Source organism: Vibrio sp. zbq_1 (assembly GCF_043102935.1).
In the GTDB taxonomy this organism is placed as follows: Bacteria; Pseudomonadota; Gammaproteobacteria; order Enterobacterales; family Vibrionaceae; genus Vibrio; species Vibrio parahaemolyticus.
In genome coordinates this window covers 150211-169037 of record NZ_JBICJH010000015.1, presented here as the reverse complement: position 1 = coordinate 169037, position 18827 = coordinate 150211, and the positions used below count along the sequence as shown (strand labels likewise).

The 18827-nt window shown below is 46.2% G+C and carries 15 protein-coding genes; 8 read left to right on the top strand and 7 right to left on the bottom strand.

All coding sequences use genetic code 11. The features are described from left to right. The first annotated feature begins 32 nt into the window (after positions 1-32). Entirely contained in the window at positions 33-749 is a 717-nt protein-coding gene (locus tag ACF8CV_RS08690; RefSeq protein WP_138938082.1) for a carbonic anhydrase, read from the top strand. A gap of 83 nt (positions 750-832) precedes the next feature. On the opposite strand, the gene ACF8CV_RS08685 is transcribed toward ACF8CV_RS08690, so the two are convergent. Further along, on the bottom strand, positions 833-1930 hold the full coding sequence (locus ACF8CV_RS08685; RefSeq protein ID WP_005462887.1) for a mechanosensitive ion channel family protein: 1098 nt from the start codon (positions 1928-1930) through the stop codon (positions 833-835). A 259-nt stretch (positions 1931-2189) separates the two neighbouring features. Here ACF8CV_RS08685 and ACF8CV_RS08680 point away from each other — a divergent pair, with 259 nt between their 5' ends. After that, entirely contained in the window at positions 2190-2537 is a 348-nt protein-coding gene (locus ACF8CV_RS08680) for a helix-turn-helix transcriptional regulator (RefSeq protein ID WP_005462888.1), read from the top strand. Positions 2538-2630: 93 nt separating this feature from the next. On the opposite strand, the gene lldD is transcribed toward ACF8CV_RS08680, so the two are convergent. Together lldD and ACF8CV_RS08670 are read right to left on the bottom strand one after the other, a co-directional pair. After that, the gene (lldD, locus tag ACF8CV_RS08675) at positions 2631-3770 is read right to left on the bottom strand and encodes an FMN-dependent L-lactate dehydrogenase LldD (protein ID WP_138938081.1); all 1140 of its coding nucleotides are present in this window, start codon (positions 3768-3770) and stop codon (positions 2631-2633) included. A gap of 314 nt (positions 3771-4084) precedes the next feature. Next, entirely contained in the window at positions 4085-5776 is a 1692-nt protein-coding gene (locus ACF8CV_RS08670) for an L-lactate permease (protein WP_005462890.1), read from the bottom strand. Positions 5777-5938: 162 nt separating this feature from the next. Between ACF8CV_RS08670 and ACF8CV_RS08665 the strand changes: the two genes are divergently transcribed. After that, positions 5939-6838, top strand: coding sequence for a LysR family transcriptional regulator (locus ACF8CV_RS08665; protein ID WP_005499789.1), 900 nt, complete (start codon positions 5939-5941; stop codon positions 6836-6838). 115 nt (positions 6839-6953) lie between these two features. Then, positions 6954-8987, top strand: coding sequence for a prolyl oligopeptidase family protein (locus ACF8CV_RS08660; protein ID WP_138938080.1), 2034 nt, complete (start codon positions 6954-6956; stop codon positions 8985-8987). 236 nt (positions 8988-9223) lie between these two features. On the opposite strand, the gene ACF8CV_RS08655 is transcribed toward ACF8CV_RS08660, so the two are convergent. Together ACF8CV_RS08655 and ACF8CV_RS08650 are read right to left on the bottom strand one after the other, a co-directional pair. After that, positions 9224-10855 carry an ABC transporter ATP-binding protein gene (locus tag ACF8CV_RS08655; RefSeq protein ID WP_031814726.1) on the bottom strand — a complete coding sequence of 544 codons (1632 nt, stop codon included), beginning with the start codon at positions 10853-10855 and terminating at the stop codon, positions 9224-9226. Between the two features lie 89 nt (positions 10856-10944). Beyond that, positions 10945-11442: a hypothetical protein gene (locus ACF8CV_RS08650; RefSeq protein WP_015313576.1), complete on the bottom strand. Its 498-nt coding sequence runs from the start codon at positions 11440-11442 to the stop codon at positions 10945-10947. Positions 11443-11629: 187 nt separating this feature from the next. On the opposite strand from ACF8CV_RS08650, the gene ACF8CV_RS08645 reads away from it, so the two are divergent. Continuing rightward, positions 11630-13990: a Lon protease family protein gene (locus ACF8CV_RS08645; RefSeq protein WP_005462897.1), complete on the top strand. Its 2361-nt coding sequence runs from the start codon at positions 11630-11632 to the stop codon at positions 13988-13990. 234 nt (positions 13991-14224) lie between these two features. Next, complete coding sequence (locus tag ACF8CV_RS08640; protein WP_005478090.1) at positions 14225-15853, top strand: methyl-accepting chemotaxis protein; 1629 nt, start codon at positions 14225-14227, stop codon at positions 15851-15853. Between the two features lie 123 nt (positions 15854-15976). Here the strand turns inward: ACF8CV_RS08640 and ACF8CV_RS08635 are convergent, their stop codons facing one another. Then, the gene (locus ACF8CV_RS08635; RefSeq protein ID WP_005462902.1) at positions 15977-16711 is read right to left on the bottom strand and encodes a flagellar brake protein; all 735 of its coding nucleotides are present in this window, start codon (positions 16709-16711) and stop codon (positions 15977-15979) included. A gap of 150 nt (positions 16712-16861) precedes the next feature. Here ACF8CV_RS08635 and ACF8CV_RS08630 point away from each other — a divergent pair, with 150 nt between their 5' ends. Continuing rightward, positions 16862-17137 (top strand): GNAT family N-acetyltransferase, encoded by a 276-nt coding sequence (locus ACF8CV_RS08630; RefSeq protein WP_005478017.1) that lies wholly within the window; start codon positions 16862-16864, stop codon positions 17135-17137. A gap of 2 nt (positions 17138-17139) precedes the next feature. Continuing rightward, a complete protein-coding gene (locus ACF8CV_RS08625; protein ID WP_171055943.1) occupies positions 17140-18114 on the top strand; it encodes a phosphotransferase in 975 nt (324 codons plus the stop codon). Positions 18115-18160: 46 nt separating this feature from the next. On the opposite strand, the gene ACF8CV_RS08620 is transcribed toward ACF8CV_RS08625, so the two are convergent. Continuing rightward, on the bottom strand, positions 18161-18661 hold the full coding sequence (locus ACF8CV_RS08620) for a GNAT family N-acetyltransferase (protein WP_005462908.1): 501 nt from the start codon (positions 18659-18661) through the stop codon (positions 18161-18163). Positions 18662-18827 lie beyond the last annotated feature (166 nt).

Below are 18827 nucleotides of genomic sequence, written 5' to 3'. Positions count from 1 at the left end.
ACAACACTTCACTTGAAGGGATAAGGAAAATCATGAAAAAGTCACTTACAGCGATTGGATTGTCTTTGGTATTCGTTGGTTCGGCCAACGCAGCAAACTGGGGTTACGAAGGAAGTCACGGACCAGAGCATTGGGGCGAGTTTGCTTCTGAATGTGCGCAAGGTAAAAACCAAAGCCCGATTGATATTCATTCGGCGACGCAAGCTGAATTAGCAAAACTGCAATTGGATTACCAAGGCAAAGTGGTTGCGCTAACAAACAATGGCCACACATTGCAAACCAGCATTGAGGGAGAGAATGTTCTGACCATTGATGGCAAAGAGTTTGCTTTAAAGCAGTTTCATTTCCACACACCATCTGAAAACCATGTCGACGGCAAATCTTACCCATTGGAAGCGCATTACGTTCATGCCGATGAGCAAGGCAATCTCGCAGTAGTGGCGGTATTTTTTGAACAAGGCAAAGCCAATCCGGCGTTGGCTAATCTGCTAGAAAATGTGCCGGAAAGAGATCAAAACGTAGCGATTCGCGCTCCTTTCGATGCAAACGCGTTGATTCCTAGCGACAAAGACTACTACCGATTTAACGGCTCATTGACCACGCCACCATGTTCAGAAGGCGTGCGTTGGCTTGTGATCAAAGATCCACAAAGCATTTCGGCAGAGCAAATTGCGCAATTTGAACACGTTATGGGGGAAAACAATCGTCCAGTTCAACCGCTCAATGCGCGTATGGTTCTTACCAAATAACCGATGTTTTTTGAGATTTTGTAAGCCCGAAATAAAACAAAGCCCACTCAATGTTGAGTGGGCTTTGTGTGTTTAAGAGCGAATTAAAAACCGCTGTCTTCTTGGTTTTTCGCCATTTGAATCGGGTCGAGCTTCAGTGTTTGAGTTGGGAACGCTATATCTGCGTTGTGCTCTTTAATGATGCCGACGACTTTCAATAAGACGTCTTGTTTCACTTCGTGGTATCTCACCCAGTTCACGGTTTTCGTGAAGGTGTAGATAAAGAAGTTCAACGATGATGGGCCAAAGGTATCAAAGTTCACAATCAAGGTTTGGCGCGTATCGATGTCTTTGTGATTCTTTAACATTTCGCGCACTGCGGTGATGATTTCTGGCACTTTGTCGGCATCATCGTAACGTAAGCCCACCACTTCGTAGATTCGACGGTTTAGCATTCGGGAAGGGTTTTCAACCACGATGTTGCTAAACACGGAGTTCGGCACATAAAGTGGGCGTTTATCAAACGTGCGGATGCTGGTCATGCGCCAACCAATGCGCTCTACGGTGCCTTCGATTTGACGATCTGGAGAGCGAATCCAATCGCCTACTTTGAATGGACGATCGAAGTAAATCATCAAACCACCGAAGAAGTTCGACAGCAAATCTTTTGCAGCAAGACCTACGATTAAGCCACCCACACCACCAAACGTCAGCAGACCAGACAGAGACAAGCCAAATGCCTGCATGATGGTTAATACGCCGATAGTGATGATGAATAATCGCCCGACTTTCGCGATGGCTTGAACGGTGGTTTCGTCTCGGTTTTTCTGTTCCAGAACGAAATCTTCGATATTGGTGATCAGTCGCATGACGGTCCATACGAAGACGCTGATTATAAGAATCAGCTTGAGCGTGCTCAGCCAATTGATCTTGTCATTCAGTTCGCTTTCTAAAATGATGCCGAGTGACACTGTAGCAGGCCAACACCAAATGAGTGTGCTCACTGGCGCTTTGAGCGCATCAAGCAACATGTTATCCCAATGAAAAGGGGTTTTCTCGACAAGAATTGCAAGACGGGAACGGATGACTCGCCAAGCGATCCATGCGATAAAACTGGCTAACGTGATAAAAAGAACACTTCCGCTCCAATCCTGACTATGCGCTTGTACATAGTTTTGTAAATCGGTAAACCACTGTGACATAAGTAACTTTTATTTCTGATGAACCATGGAGGGAAAGGTAGCAGATATTGAAGTATCACCCCAGTAATTTCCGGGATTTCATCCATTTATCACTATTATCTGATGAATTTTGAATCGAAAGCGGATGCGTGCAAGCCTTGCCATACCTTTGCTGAGCGCAAATATTCGAACGATCAATTATAAGTTCTCTGACTTATCGCTAACATTTATCTCAAGCAAGTGTGAGAGTGTATTGGCACTTGAATTATCGGAGGCAGATATGGAATTTACAGAGCTGGATAGAAACGCGCTCTACGACATCTGGATGTCACAAAAAGCCAAAATGCACATCACTCAAATGGAAATGGCAAAGCGCCTAGGTTTGAGCCTACATGAGTTTTCTGGCTTGTTACGTGGTAATTCGCCACTGACGCTAGGTTTTATCAAACAACTTTGTGAACAGCTGCATGTGCGTCCTGGGCAAGTGATTCCATCATTGACTGAGAGAGAACTGTCGGCGGCGGGATCGGTTCATTTGCAAAACCGAGTGACAGTGGATGGTGACATCCGCAATGTGTTCATTGAAGGCAACCAAGTCGTCATTGAGTACGTTCACCAAGTTAGCTAGCTTGCTCGTCAAATTATCGGGTTGAAGAGCAATAAAAAAACGAGCCAATTGAGGCTCGTTTTTTCGTTTCTGCTTTCTGCGTATTCGTAAAGATTATGGGATTTTCACCAACGAATCGCGAGATAGATCAGCAATGGTTTTTGCGCCAGTCAGCGTCATAGCCACGCGCATTTCTTTGTCGTATAGGTCGAGTAGGTTTTCTACGCCAGCGCCACCTTGTGCAGCAAGCGCGTAGACGAATGAACGACCAAGCAGTGTACAGTCTGCGCCAAGTGCAAGCATACGAACAACATCCAAACCAGTACGAATACCAGAGTCTACGAAGATCTTCAGATCGCCTTTTACGGCGTCCGCAATGCTTGGCAGAGCTTTCGCTGTTGATAGTACGCCATCGAGCTGACGACCACCGTGGTTTGATACCACAATGCCATCTGCACCGAAACGTACCGCATCTTTCGCGTCTTCTTCATCCAGAATACCTTTGATGACCATTGGGCCATCCCAAAAATCACGAATCCACTCAAGATCTTTCCAAGAGATCGATGGGTCGAAGTTCGCGCCCAACCAGCCGATGTAGTCTTCTAGTTTCGTTGGTTCACCACGATACGTTGAGATGTTACCAAGATCGTGTGGCTTCCCTAGCAAGCCAACATCCAGCGCCCAGCTTGGGTGGCGCATGGCTTGGAATACGCGGCGCATTGCTGCGTTAGGGCCACTCATACCAGAGTGCATGTCACGGTAACGCGCACCTGGAACTGGCATGTCTACCGTGAACACCAATGTAGTAACGCCTGCTGCTTTTGCACGCTCAAGAACGTTTTTCATAAAGCCGCGGTCTTTTAGCACGTAAAGCTGGAACCACATTGGACGCTCAATGGCTGGTGCCACTTCTTCAATCGGACAAACCGACACAGTCGACATGGTAAAAGGAATACCTTTTTTCTCTGCCGCTTTTGCTGCTTGTACTTCACCACGGCGAGCGTACATGCCAGTTAGGCCAACAGGTGCCAGTGCGATTGGCATCGCAAGTTTCTCACCGAAAATCTCGGTCTTCAGACTCAAGTCTGTCATATCGCGTAGGACGCGCTGGCGTAGTGCAACATCGCCTAAATCGTCAGTATTACGCTTCAGAGTGCGTTCGTCGTAAGAGCCGCCATCAATATAATGGAATAGAAACGGAGGTAGCTTGGCTTTCGCGGCAGCGCGGTAATCGGTAGAAGCTGAGATAATCATAATTGTGTCCTAGCGGTTATTCTAAGCAAAGTTGTGGAGCATTTGCTCTTAAGTGAGCTTTCATCGCACAAAGCGCTAAAAGCATCAAAATGAGTATAGTTACCTTTGCATCACTTACTTTTGAATCGGTGATTTAGGTAACCCACTTACATAATTGGTTGAACAATCTTGATTTAATCGTTCAGTCAGTTATGCAAACTGGAAAGGTGACACAGCTGCCGGGGGAATTGATGTAGCAAGCTAAATCAACATGTCGGGGTAGTAGTGCTGACAGCTGTGTCAAATCGGGCAGGGCAGTGAGCCCTGCATTCGTATTACTTCATCAAGACGTCGGTGAGTTGGAATCCGTAAATCAGAACCAAACCGATGATGCCTGTCATTACTAGGTAGTAGAACGTTGGGATGATCGTCTTACGCAAGGTTGCGCCTTCACGACCTAGTAGACCGACGGTTGCGGATGCCGCCACCACGTTGTGAATGGCAATCATGTTACCCGCAGCCGCGCCAACGGCTTGCAGTGACACTACAACCACGCTTGAGATAGACAATGTCTGCGCGACTTCGAATTGGAACTGGCTGAACATCATGTTCGATACGGTATTCGAACCCGCAATGAATGCACCTAGCGCACCAACCGTTGCACTCAGCGCAGGGAATGCAGAGCCAACGAGGTCTGAGGCAAAGTTCGCAGTTGTTACAGGCATACTTGCTAGGTCAGCACCGTTCACTCCTGAGTTGATGAAGATACGTACCATCGGGATAGTGAACACCAATACGAAGCCTGCACCGATTAGCGTTTTGCTTGATTCGCCGAATGCTTCACGCAAAGGTTTTGCGCTACCGCTTTGCAATACAGCAGCAAGCAGAGCAACGAACACCAGTACACCACCAGGAAGGTAAAGCGGCTGAATGGCAGCGCTAACGCCTGTCTCGCCTAGAATGTTGCTAAACGACACGCTGATGCTTTGAAGTAGACCTTTAAACTCCGAGCTTACGCGGCTTGCTACCAAAATAACGGCCAGCATTACATAAGGAATCCACGCTTTTACCAAGCTCATTGGCTTACCAGGATTGTCGTGCAGATCCACTTTCAAAGAGCCTAGCCACTCTGCTGGCCATTTGTCTTCGCTTTCAAAATCCCATTTTGTTTTAGGAACTAGGAAACCTTTTTTCGCAGCAGTTACGACGATAGAAAGACCAACCAAACCACCAATCAGCGATGGGAACTCAGCGCCCAAGAACACGCCAGTTAACGCGTAAGGAACGGTAAATGACACACCTGCGAATAGCGCAAACGGTAGAATATCCAGACCTTCGCTCCAGCTTCTGTTCTTGCCGAAGAAACGTGTTAACATCATCGCCATCAATACAGGAATCATCGTACCAACCACGGCATGAATTACGGCAACGTTAGCCGTGATGTGCTGTAGGTATGCTTCCCATGTTGAGCCTTGAGCTGCCAACGCTTCACTGATGTTGTGCGTATCCAAACCTTTGTTTACACCCACGATAATCGGCGTACCCACTGCACCAAACGATACTGGCGTTGATTGAATCATCATGCCCATTAGTACAGCTGCTAGGGCAGGGAAACCGATCGCAACCAATAGTGGTGCGGCGATCGCTGCTGGTGTACCAAAGCCCGATGCACCTTCGATGAATGAGCCAAAACACCAAGCAATAATGATGGCTTGAACTCGACGATCGGCAGAGATATCGGTAAATCCGTTACGGATAGTGGTGATCGCTCCAGTGTGTTTTAAAGTGTTGAGCAAGAAGATGGCACCAAACACGATCCAAAGAACAGAGACAGTAATTCCTAAACCTTGGAATACTGATGCCAGTACGCGAGTAGCTGACATATCCCAAAACATTAGGGCGATAGCGACGGTTAAACCGAACGCAACAGGCATAGCTTTTTTAGCAGGCCAGTTGAGACCAACCAATAAAATGGCGGCAACAACAATTGGCGAAAAGGCCACTAGGGCTAGTAGGGTTTCACTCATTTGTTCATCCTTCGTACGCTGACTTCTCGAACGGTGTCAATCCGCTGTAGAGGCGACTTTTTGTTGTAATGGTTTTGTTAATTTGGCGTGAATTTACTCCTTTATTTTTTATTGATATAGGGAAATAATGAAAATAATTAATTCCAAAAGTGACATAATTGTATGCGAGCAGACGACTTAATCCTGTTTTCTCAGGTCATCGAATTAGGCAGTTTTAGTAAGGTTGCAGAGGCAAATAACCTTACAAATTCGGTAGTTAGCAAAAGAATGGCGCGACTAGAAGAAGAGATAGGTGCACAACTATTATATCGAACTACGCGCAAATTGACCCTGACCGAAGCTGGGAAGGTGTTGTTACACAGTGCTAAAAATGTGAAGCAAGCCACTCAGGAGGCTATGGACGCTGTTGCAGGCTTTGGAGAGAATGTGAGCGGTCATATCAAGATGTCGGTGCCGACTATCTCCGGTGACTTGATTCTTGCCGACGCGGTGGCGGAGTTTTGTAACCTTCATCCGGGGCTCACTGTCGATATGTCGCTCGATAATCGCTTTGTTGATCTTGTCGCCGATGGTTACGATTTGGTCATCCGAACCGGTTACTTGGAAGACTCCAGTTTAATTGCTCGGCATATACTCGACTCTCAATGGGTGGTATGCGCATCGCCTTCTTATATTGCTAAAAACGGCAAACCTATCGAACCTATCGATCTGACTTCGCACAACTGTTTGCAATACGCTTATCAAACCACCGGTGCATCGGAGTGGGAATTTAAGAGTGACGAAGGCAATTATATTGTTCGAGTCTCTGGAAGCTTTTCAACCGACAATGCCACCGCTCTGCGCAAAGCAGCATTAGGCGGACACGGTATTGCGTATGTGCCTCGCTGTTTGGTGTACCACGATATTCGTAATGGCCAGCTGGTGGATATTTTCCCCGAACTGGTCGGCAAAAAGCTGGGCATTTACGCGGTATATCCGTTTACGCGTCAGCCGCCGAATAAAGTTAAGCTGCTCATTGAGCACATTCGCGAACGTTACCTCACCATTTCTCATTACTTCTAGGTGCTTCATATTGTTTGCATTTTTTGGTTGAATTTCGCCACTTGAGCCCTAATCTAGCTGTTGAGAATAAATCTCAATAAAAACAAAACACTTCAAACGGAGTAACACGGACGTTATGCATTACCCAAAAACACGTAAAGATTCTGTCGTGGACACTTATTTTGGTCACGACATTGCCGACCCTTATCGCTGGTTAGAAGATGATCGCAGTGAAGAAACCGCACAATGGGTTTCGGGTCAAAACTCAGTGACCTTCGATTTTCTTGGTCAGATCCCTTACCGCCAACAAATCCGTGACTTAGTCGCGAATAGCCAAAACTACGAAAAATATTCCCAGCCATTTGTACGTGGTGACTACACCTACTTCTACAAAAACGACGGTTTGCAAAACCAAAGCGTATTGTATCGCCGTAAAGGCGAGGGAGAAGCCGAGGTCTTCCTTGACCCAAATACTTTCTCTGAAGAGGGCACAACCTCTCTTGGCGAAGTCAGCTTCTCGAAAGACTATCGTTTGGTGGCATATTCCATCTCGGAAGGAGGCAGTGACTGGCGTAAGATCTTTGTCATTGATACGGAAACTAAAGAACAGCTAGAGCCAGAGATCGTTGATGCGAAGTTTACGTCTATTTCTTGGCTGGGCAGCAAAGGCTTCTATTACTCAAGTTACGACAAGCCGCAAGGCAGTGAGTTGTCTGCTCGAACTGAGCATCACAAGCTTTATTATCATGAACTTGGTACCTCTCAATCTGAAGACAAAGTGATTTTTGGTGAGCAGGGTGCTCAGATTCATCGTTATGTGTCTGGTACGACGACGACAGATGATCGCTTCCTCATTATTTCTGGCGCAGAATCCACATCGGGTAATCGTCTGTTTTATATCGATTTACAGTCTGACTCCCAAGCGATTGTGACACTGCGCGATACGACGCAAGGCGACACCTACTTGATTGATAGCCAAGACGAAACCTTGCTGCTTTACACTAACCTAGAAGCGCCGAACGGCAAAGTTGTCAGCTACAACACTCAGACAGAACAATGGGCTGACGTGATTGCTGAACAAGAACAGCCGCTAGAAATCAGCAAAGGTGGCGGTTATCTGTTTGCGACTTATATGGTGGATCTGCTTTCTAAAGTGCAGCAGTTTACCTACCAAGGTGAGTGGATTCGAGATGTAGAACTGCCGGGGGAGGGCACGGCTTATGGTCTAGCGGGTAAAAAAGAAGAAACCACGCTGTATTACACCTTTACTAACTACGTGACACCACCGACGATCTTCTCATTTGATGTCGAATCTGGTGCATCGACGCTTTATCAAGAATCAAAAGCGCCGTTCGATCGCAATGAGTATGAGTCAAAACAGGTGTTCTACACCTCAAAAGATGGCACGCAAGTCCCAATGATCATCTCATACAAGAAGGGCATCTCGCTTGATGGCAGTGCGCCAACCATGCTGTATGGTTATGGCGGTTTTAACATCAGCCTCACTCCGATGTTTTCTGGCAATGTGGCCAACTGGCTAGAATTGGGTGGCATTTACGCTGTCGCCAACATGAGAGGCGGCGGTGAATATGGTAAAGCTTGGCACAATGCAGGCACTCAGCAGCAAAAGCAAAACGTGTTTGATGACTTTATTGCGGCAGCGGAATACCTAATTGAAAACGACTACACCAGCTCGGAGCGCCTAGCGATTCGTGGTGGTTCTAACGGTGGTTTGTTAGTTGGAGCGTGTATGACGCAACGTCCTGAACTATTCAAAGTTGCGCTGCCTGCGGTTGGTGTGCTTGATATGCTGCGTTACCACACATTTACGTCTGGTGAAGGCTGGAAGTACGACTACGGCACGTCAGAACAAAGTGAAGCGATGTTCCGATACTTACTTGGGTATTCACCTGTTCACAATGTAAAAGAAGGCGTGCAATACCCTGCTACCTTGGTGACAACCGCTGATCATGACGACCGAGTTGTGCCTGCTCACTCGTATAAGTTTATTGCTGAACTGCAAGACAAACAGCAAGGCGAAAATCCGGTGTTGATTCGTATTGATGTGAATGCCGGTCATGGTGCCGGTATGCCGCTCAGCAAGCAAATCGATCTCACGACCGATGTGTACGCATTTACGCTATACAACATGGGTATCGAGTCGATTTAACGATTTTGAGCTTTAGAGAATAAAAAATGCCGCGACAGAATCGCGGCATTTTTCATGGTTGGGGGAACTCAAGTAATACTGTTTTTCAGTATTGTTGAGTCAGGTTGACTAAGTCTGACTCGATGAACCAACCAGTCTCGGCGGCCAAACCGAAAGGCAGCTACGCCATTCTCAAGTAAAGATGAAATAATCATCTTTACTTAATCCTAGTTCATTAATATGAAACTGTGATGAATCTAAGCAGCATCATTTTGATTTTCATTGTTTTCAAGATCAAATGAGGCATCAATCAGTTTTCTAGTGTACTCACTTTTTGGGTGATGGAAAATCTCTTGTGCGCTTCCTTGCTCCATCACTTCTCCTTTTTGCATCACTAATACGCGATCAGAAAGCGCCTTAACCACTGATAAATCATGGCTTATGAACAAATAACCGATATTGTGTTTTTTCTGCAAGTCTTTGAGAAGATCGATGACAGTGAGTTGCACTGAGCGATCTAAGGCTGAGGTCGGCTCATCAAGCAAGATAAACGACGGTTCCAAAATCAAGGCTCGTGCAATCGCAATACGTTGACGCTGCCCACCGGAAAATTCGTGCGGATAGCGGTTTATTGATGCGGGATCCAAACGTACTTCGCGCAGAACATCACGCGCTTTTTGCATGCGTTCTTTCTTGTTTAAATATGGCCGGTGGACGGTTAATCCTTCAGTGATGATTTCCCCGATGGTCATACGTGGTGAAAGCGAACCGTATGGATCTTGGAACACCATTTGTACTTCTTTTTTCAGATCGAACCGCTCTTTATCACTGAGTGAGGCCATGTTTTGACCTTTAAACTCAATTTTTCCGGTAGACGGTAGCAAACCGATCAACGCACGCCCTAACGTGGATTTACCCGAACCGGATTCACCAACAATGCCTAGTGTTTCGCCCTGTTTTAGTTGTAACGAGATGCCTTTTACCGCTTCGAAGTACTCGTTTTTGCTTGGGATAAAGTGAGGCGTCACCAAAAACTTCACACGAATGTCTTCAGCGTTGAGCAATTCCGACGCTTTCTCATCAACGGGGGTTTTGCTTCCTTTCGGAATCGAGTTAATCAGCATTTTGGTGTATTCATGCTGAGGTTCAGAAAACAAGTGCTCAGTGATGCCTTCTTCAACGACCTCACCTTTGCACATCACCAACACACGATCGGCAAAATGTTTCACCACGCCTAGGTCATGGGTGATAAATAAAATAGCCATCCCCATTTTTGCTTGAATCTCTTTAATCAGCAGTAGCACTTCCGCCTGAACAGTAACGTCAAGCGCGGTTGTCGGTTCATCGGCAATTAAGATGTCTGGTTCGTTAATTAGCGCCATGGCAATCATGATGCGCTGTAACTGACCACCAGAAAACTCATGTGGATACTTATCATAGGCTTGTTGCGGGTTCGGCAAATGAACCAAATCAAACAGTTCAAGCACACGTTCTTTGGCTTTGCGCTGATTGACTGAGCGATGACACATCATGGCTTCCGCCACTTGAATACCGACCCGCATGTACGGATTCAGTGAAGTCATCGGCTCTTGGAATATCATTCCGATGCGATCGCCGCGAATGCGCTGCATTTGTCGCTCAGTTTTGTCCAGAATGGATTCGCCTTCAAACATGATTGACGAGTCTGGATGGACAATGGCGTTGTCTGGTAGCAGCTTCATTAAAGCGTTGGTGGAAACTGATTTGCCGGAACCAGATTCGCCGACGATAGACAGCGTTTCACCCGCTTGTAGCTCGAAGCTAACATTCTTTACTGCATCGACGATCCCATCGTTTGTCGTAAAGCTGACAGACAAGTTGTTCACCGAAAGAATGGTTTGAGAAGACATCACGTATCCTTGTGTTTGATATAGCAAATAAACCTAGAGCAATGGTGATGGCGCTGAAATCCTGCTGCTTTCCATTGCTCTGGTACTCATTAGTTGTAGAGGTGGGGAGCAACCGCTTCTGCTGAGCTCATTGCCTGTAAATGCAAAAACTGCTCATGGGCGCGAGTGACATGGTCCAGCTCTATCATCCATTGAGCATTGCGCTGCGCAGAGCAAAATGCGGCCATGTGTGCAAGTAAGTCCTCACTTTGCTGACCGAGTAGGTGGCCAACACGCTCAATCAGCTCATGGCTTTCAAGCTGCAAAAATTGGAACAACGCATAAGTTTGGTTGAGGGCTGAAAATGCGTCGCGCTGTAATCCCAGTTTGTTGAGGATCTCAGATTGCGCCACGCTCGCATCGCGTAATCCGCTGACCAGACACACAAATTGGCAAGGCTTGGTAAGGTCATTCTCTAGCGCCTTATGGATATGGCTAGGCAAGTGATTGAGCACATCTTCGTATAAGCGATGAGCTTCTGGCCAATGGCCTTGCTCCATCAATTGCTCCGCTTTCAAATAGCGCATCCAGCATTGCTCAATATTCATGTCCATCTCCACAAAAGTTGATTTGCTGAAGATATTAAATGAAATTGATTATCAATTGCAAGTGCGTATTGTTTTCATTTTAATGGTCATAAAGTGTGCGATTAAACCATGGTGTAAGCTAAATCACTTAAAATTAAACAAATAATCTCTACACTCAAGTTACGACAATAAGAAAAAGGAAGCGGATATGGCAATACTAAGATTGGAACCTCAACAGCTGTATTCTGTAGCGGATCTAGAGAATATGCCATGTAAGTCGACCAAGGAACTGCCTCCTATTGACGAAATCGTGGGACAAGAGCGTGCGCAAAAAGCGGTCGAGTTTGCGATGTCAATTAAGGAAAAAGGGTACAACATTTACGCCATCGGTCAGAACGGGCTAGGTAAGCGCACGATGATTCTGCGCTATTTGAATCGTCACCAGCATGACGCCGATGCGTTATTTGACTGGTGTTACGTCGCGAATTTTGAAGATACACGCACGCCTAAAGTGTTAAAGCTCCCTTGTGGAATCGGTAACAAACTGCGTGTTGATATTGAAGCCTTAATGGGGAAATTGCTTAACGCGCTGCCATTAGCTTTTGATAACGAAATGTACTTTAGCCGTGCTGATCGTTTGAAAAACCAGTTGGCAAACAAACAGCAAAATGAATTGGACCGCATTAGTCGTGAAGCAAAAGAGCACGGCATCAGCCTGACGATCACATCGCAAGGCGATTATCAATTTGTCGCCATGAATGGCGATGAGTTGCACACAGAAGAATCTTTTGATGCCTTGAGCAAAAAAGAGCAAGAACAGTTCAGTGACAGCATTGACGCGTTAGAGGTGAGTTTACGTTCCATGGTGCGTGAACTGACCGAGTGGGAGGATACCTACAGCGACAAAATCAAAAAACTGAATGATGAAGTTACGCTCGACGTGATTACTCACTTCATTAAAAAGCTCAAAGTGGATTATTCAGAATACTCCGAAATCAAAACCTATTTGACGGAGCTGCAAAAAGATATCGTTGAAAATGCGGATATTTTCCTCGATCAAAGTGGTGAACAAGGTGAGATTGCTGCTGCGTCTTTAGATAAAAAGTTGCCTCGTCGTTACAAAGTGAACGTGTTAGTGAGTCGTAACAACAGCGATTTCCCAATCGTGGTGGAAGAGAACCCAAATTACCACTCACTGTTTGGCTCGATTGAAACTGCGACATTCAAAGGGACAGTCTTTACCGACTTCTCATTGATCCGTGCAGGTAGTTTGCACAAAGCCAACGGCGGCGTTCTGTTGATGGACGCGCAAAAAGTGTTGGAGCAGCCGTATGTCTGGGATGGCTTAAAACGTGCGCTGCGCTCTCGCCAACTAAGCTTTACGTCATTAGAAAAAGAGGTGACGTTGACGGGGGCGGTTTCATTAGATCCTGAACCGATTCCGCTTGATATCAAAATCATCTTGTTTGGTGATTACCGAACTTACCAATTACTCCAACATTACGATCCAGAGTTCAGCGAGTTGTTCCGTGTGACGGCAGATTTCGAAGACGAAATGAAACGTACGCCGGAGTCTGAGCTGCATTACGCGCGCTTTATCTCTAGCGTGGTGCATGACAACAATATGCTGCATTGCGATCGCAAAGCCATTGCTCGAATTATCGAATACAGCTCACGTTTGTCTGGCGACCAATCCAAGCTATCTCTGCATTCGGCTAATATCGCCAACTTGCTTCGAGAATCGAACTACGTGGCTCGCCAAGCAAACTCAAACATGATCCGCATTGGCCACGTCGAAGAGGCGATGAAAAATCAGGAGATGCGCGTCAGCCGTTTGCGAGACAGTGTGATGGAGACGTTCTTAAACGGCACTACGTTGATTCTCACTGAGGGTTCGGCGATAGGGCAAGTGAACGCGTTGTCGGTGTTGAGTACCAGCGATTATATGTTTGGTGCGCCTAACCGTATCACTGCCACGACATGCTACGGCGATGGCGATGTTATCGATATTGAACGCAGCGTCGATCTTGGCGGCAGTATCCACTCAAAAGGTGTGATGATCCTATCGGCTTATCTGTCTTCCGTATTCGGCAAAACCGCGCGAGTGCCACTCACGACGACGATTACCTTTGAGCAATCATACGGCGGAGTCGACGGAGACAGCGCGAGCATGGCGGAGTTTTGCGCGGTCGTTTCGGCTTTTTCTAAACAACCAAATCGACAAGATATCGCGATCACGGGGTCAATGAACCAATTTGGTGAAGCGCAGCCGATTGGTGGCGTAAACGAAAAAATCGAAGGTTTCTATGATGTGTGTGTGATCAAAGGTCGTCACTCCGGACAGGGCGTGATCATTCCTCGTTCGAATGTTCATAACTTGATGCTACGAGCTGACATCGTGAAAGCGGTAGAAAAAGGGGAGTTCCATATTTGGGCAATTGACCACGTGACTGAAGCCATTGAATTGTTCACCGGCAAGGTGGCAGGTGAGCCGACAGATGAAGGTTCTTACCCGATTGATACGATTTTTGGCCTTGCTCAAGCGAAGCTCAATTCGCTGAGAAAGTAAGCGATATTCGCTCTGGATGTGAATAAATATCATCACAATTAATCACAACTTGTAATAACGACAATATCCCGACACTAGTGTCGGGATGTTGTCAATAACAGATTGAAAATGGGGACTTTTTGTACTAGACAAAAGTGTGATCGACCTCTAATATTCGCCACTTGTTTATTCGTCCGGGAACAATCCCGTCGCATGGAAGCAAGTAGGCATCACGCATATAACTGAGGTCCAGTCATGCAGCTATCACTGAAAAACTTGTCAGTACGAACCCAAATTTTGGTTCCGGTATTATTTACCGCTATTGTTTTGTTTATTGCTCTGTGGATTACTAAAAACAATCTTCAAGCGGAGCAAGACGTTATTGCTTCTAACCAAGAGTCTTTGGTTTTCCATAAAGACACTTTGGCGCGTATCGACGATCAAATTTACCCATTGCGCATCAGCGCGGTTTACGCAATTTACGATGCTTCTCGTCGTGAAACGTTCCTAAATGAGCTAAAAGCAGGCTTGAAACAAGTTGAAGCGGATCTAAGTGCAATCGAAGCGCGCAACCTGTTTCGTGAAGATGCGATTGAAGTGCGTAAAGCGATTGAAGCGTATGTGCAGTACTCACAGCGCTCTGTAGCGTTTTTCAACCAATACGATCAAGGTCTTAAATCAGACAACGAATACCGTGCATTTATTTCTGAGTACCGCCGTGTTGGTAACGAAATGGTGCAAGGCATCAACACTTTGTCTAAACACGTGAACGATCAAGCGGTTGAATCAACGGCAAAAAGTAACGCACAAAACGAGCGTGTTCAAACTAATGCGATGCTGACGGTTCTTGCGGTATTTGTGTTCTCTCTAATTGGTGCTTGGTTCCTATCTGGAATGATTGTTACACCAATCCAAAAGCTGCAACGTGTGATGCGTGAACTGGCGGCTGGTAACCTTTCTGTTCGCGCGGATGTCGAAGGCGACAACGAGATTGCTCAGCTAAGCAAAGACGTTAACCAAACCGCGTCTCAACTTTACAGCATCGTTGATCAGTTAACTCGAATCAGTGAAGAAGTGGCGTCTGCATCAACAGAACTTGCTGCAGTAATGACGCAAGCAGAAGCGAACGCACAACAAGAATTGGCAGAAATCGAGCAAGTTGCTTCTGCGGTAAATGAGCTAGCAAGCACGGCAAACAACGTAAGTGACAATGCGACCTCTGCTGATGCGACAGCACGCGAAGCGGACGGTCTAGCGCAATCTGGTTTGGCTATCTTCCAAGAAAGTGCAGACGCAAGCGCGCAAATGTCTCAGGCATTGAACGATGCCGCGCAAGTTGTACTGCGTCTAAAAGAGCAATCAGTACAGATCAACGATGTTATCGAAGTGATTCGCGGTGTATCTGAACAAACGAACTTGTTGGCGTTGAACGCAGCGATTGAAGCTGCACGTGCTGGTGAATCTGGTCGTGGTTTTGCTGTAGTAGCGGATGAAGTTCGTATGCTAGCGGCACGTACTCAAGATTCAACGCAAGAAATCTCAACAATCATTGAAGAGCTACAAGCGCAATCTGGCCTTGCTAACGACAGCATGCAGGTTAGCCTAGAAATGTTAACTCGTAACAACGAGCTGACTCAGCAAGCGAACGATGCGTTGATCGGTATTACGGAATCTGTTGCGAACATCAACGATTCAAACACGCAAGTAGCGACAGCTGCGGAAGAGCAATCTCAAGTCACTCAAGACATCAACCGCAACGTGGTTAACATGTCTGAACTTGTGAACCAAAATGTAGCGGGCATCAGCCAAAGCGCAAGCGCAAGTAGCGAGCTATCACTACTGGCTGAAAAGCAAAAAGAACAGTTGAGCTTCTTTAAGCTGTAAGCTTTTGCTTTACGTTTTTAAATATGGTCTCAGCAAAAAGGCACCCTCGGGTGCCTTTTTAATGCTCGTTTTTCAAGAACGAATACGTGCTCTAGCAACTTCATGGCTCTAGGCCGTTCGAATTTATTTCAACTTCAGCTTGGTGCCGTCGAATTTGAGATGGCTCAGCAGACTCTTGGCGTTAGTTTTGCCTACCTCATCAAACTCCATTCCGTAGCGGGCATAGTGAGTCGATTTTTGAAGGTTGCAAATACGGCCATTCAGTGGCGCTAACAGGCGACCATCACTCGGCATGGTGAGATCTAGAGTGATACGGTCGCCAACTTGTAATGGTCGGCTCATTGGCGATGTCACAAAACGACAGCCGCTGCGAGACAGGTCTCTGATCTCACACTCACTTCGATATTCATCCAAGCGGACTCGCGCTTTCAAATTCACCTCATAACGCACTTCTTTACGAAGTTGGAATACCTGCATTGTATTGGGAAGGCTAAGCACTAAAATGGGATAAGGGTCGCCCAAGCGATGTTGAAGCTGAGCCCTAAAAGGAATGACTGCGCCTTCGCCACGATGAGAATACGCTTTTACGTTAATCCAAAAGCCTTCTTGAAAATAGAATTTCAAATCTTCATCGGAAATATTCGGAACTTCGATCAATGCCGTATTGTTAGAGTGGCAGCCGACAAACGTACTGGTGGTGATGAACTTCGTTCCAACAGGCGTGGTCACATTGAGAGTGACTTCACTACCATGCTCAACCATCGCCATTGCATCGGTGCTGTTTAATGTGGTGGCCTGACGTTCTGGTGCTCTCTTACTCTGCAGAGGTAGATTGCCGTCTCTGGCACTGGTTATCATATTTCTCATTCTTATTGTCGTACCTGATTTGAGAAGAGGTGACTGCTATGAAATTTAGCACTAAACGACTGGGTGTCTTTGCGTGGTAATGATTTTATTCAGTGATATAGTTTGATTCAATAAATCCGTAACAAAATTAGAGAAGAAGATATGCATAAAGTGATTCACGACACTGAAAGTGGCCTCTTTTGGGTTGATTTAGAGCAAGACTTCCAAGCAAAAGTGGTCTATGAGTTGAAAAATGATGTGATGCACATAACATCGACGGTCGTACCAGAAGAGCTGCGAGGCAAAGGTTATGGCAAAGTAATGATGGAAGCGGTACTCCCAGAAATTGAAGCACTGGGCTATAAAATCGAACCGGTTTGCCCGTATGTGGCGCATTACATCAACCGTAACCAAGCTTGGTCACATCTTCTTGCTTGAGTATGAATGACCACCACCTTTTGTATCAAAATATCAGCCAGGATCTTGATCTCGGTGCATTGCTGTCGAGTGAAGTAATCCAGTCACTTTGGGGCGGTTACGGAGAATTGGTTAGGCTGATATTCGCTAAACGCTCTGTCATTGTAAAACACGTCAAATTGCCTAAACCTTCTGAACACCCTAGAGGCTGGAATACAGACCGTTCTCACCAAAGAAAGCTGCACTCTTATCAGGTTGAAGTCAGTTGGTACGCGCATTTTTCCGGAGTCATGGACTCGCACTGTCGAGTACCACAAGGCTTAAAAACGTTTCAGTCGGAGAATGAATGGCTCATTGTGATGGAAGATCTCGCCGAGGCGGGTTTTCCAAAAGTCATCACCGATGCAAAGCTAGAACATCTACGAGCCTGCCTTACTTGGTTGGCGAATTTTCATGCGCGCTACATCGGTGTTTGCTCGGATAAGCTGTGGCATACCGGCACGTATTGGCACTTGGCAACCAGACCCGATGAGCTTGAGGCATTGCAAGACAGTGAGCTAAAAAATGCCGCTCAATTGATTGATCAAACGCTTTCGCAAGCCAAGTTCAAGACGCTTGTACACGGTGATGCCAAATTGGCGAACTTCTGTTTTGCGCAAGATGAATTGAGCGTTGCTGCGGTCGACTTTCAATACGTCGGACATGGCTGTGCGATGAAAGATGTGGCACTGTTTATGAGTAGCGCCGTCAAGGCAGAACGTTGTGCAGAGATGGAAGTTTGGGTCTTGGACACGTATTTCGCTCAGTTGCAACAGGCGTTAATGGTTTATCAGCCGAATCTCGGCCCCGATGAAGTCGAGCGTGAATGGCGTTCTTTGTTTGCGGTTGCTTGGGCTGACTTTCAGCGCTTTGTGAAAGGTTGGAGTCCTGACCACTGGAAGATCAATCCCTACACAGAAGCATTGACTCGTAGAGCGTTGGCTTACTTACGAAAGTGAGTCGAAGTTTAAAAAGAAAAGCCTCCAACTAGTAGGAGGCTTTTCTTTATTTTTTACTTGGTCTGATACGTGCCATGTAATAGGTATTGATGAACTCGCCATCTCGGAATGAGGCATCAATCGCCTCTCCTTCAATTTCAAAACCATGCTTTTTGTACAGGCCAATCGCGGCCTCGTTGTCGGCATTCACTTCTAACTGAATGCGTCTTACATTCAACCAGTTATCCGCCAACTCGGTGATAGTTTCAATCAACTTGCTTCCCACGCCTAGGCCGTGAAACTGGTCGTGAACGCCAATACCAAACGCGGCCGTGTGCGCCGTTCTTGGGCGCTGCGAGTGATGAAAGCCAATGTTACCCACTACTTTACCATCGATTTCAGCGACGTAGCTGTAAACGCCAGCGGGCATGTTTGACAATCGTTCTACCCACATTGCGAGCGAAGGTTTTGGGAGTTGCAGGGTTTCACGTTGTGCTTTTGGTTGTGAATAGATTTCTACGAGTGCCGCTGCGTCTTCAACGGTCGTTGGACGTACGATAATTTCCATGCTTCTCTCCTTCGCTTTTTAGTATTAATTTTCAATCTAACCACAGTTCTTTATTTTGGATAGTATTTTTTGATGTTTGAGAGATAAACACCTTTTAAATTAGGTTGTTATAGGGATGTTTTTCTAAATTTTAGTAGTCATTTATCTTCGAATTTAGCAAATAGAT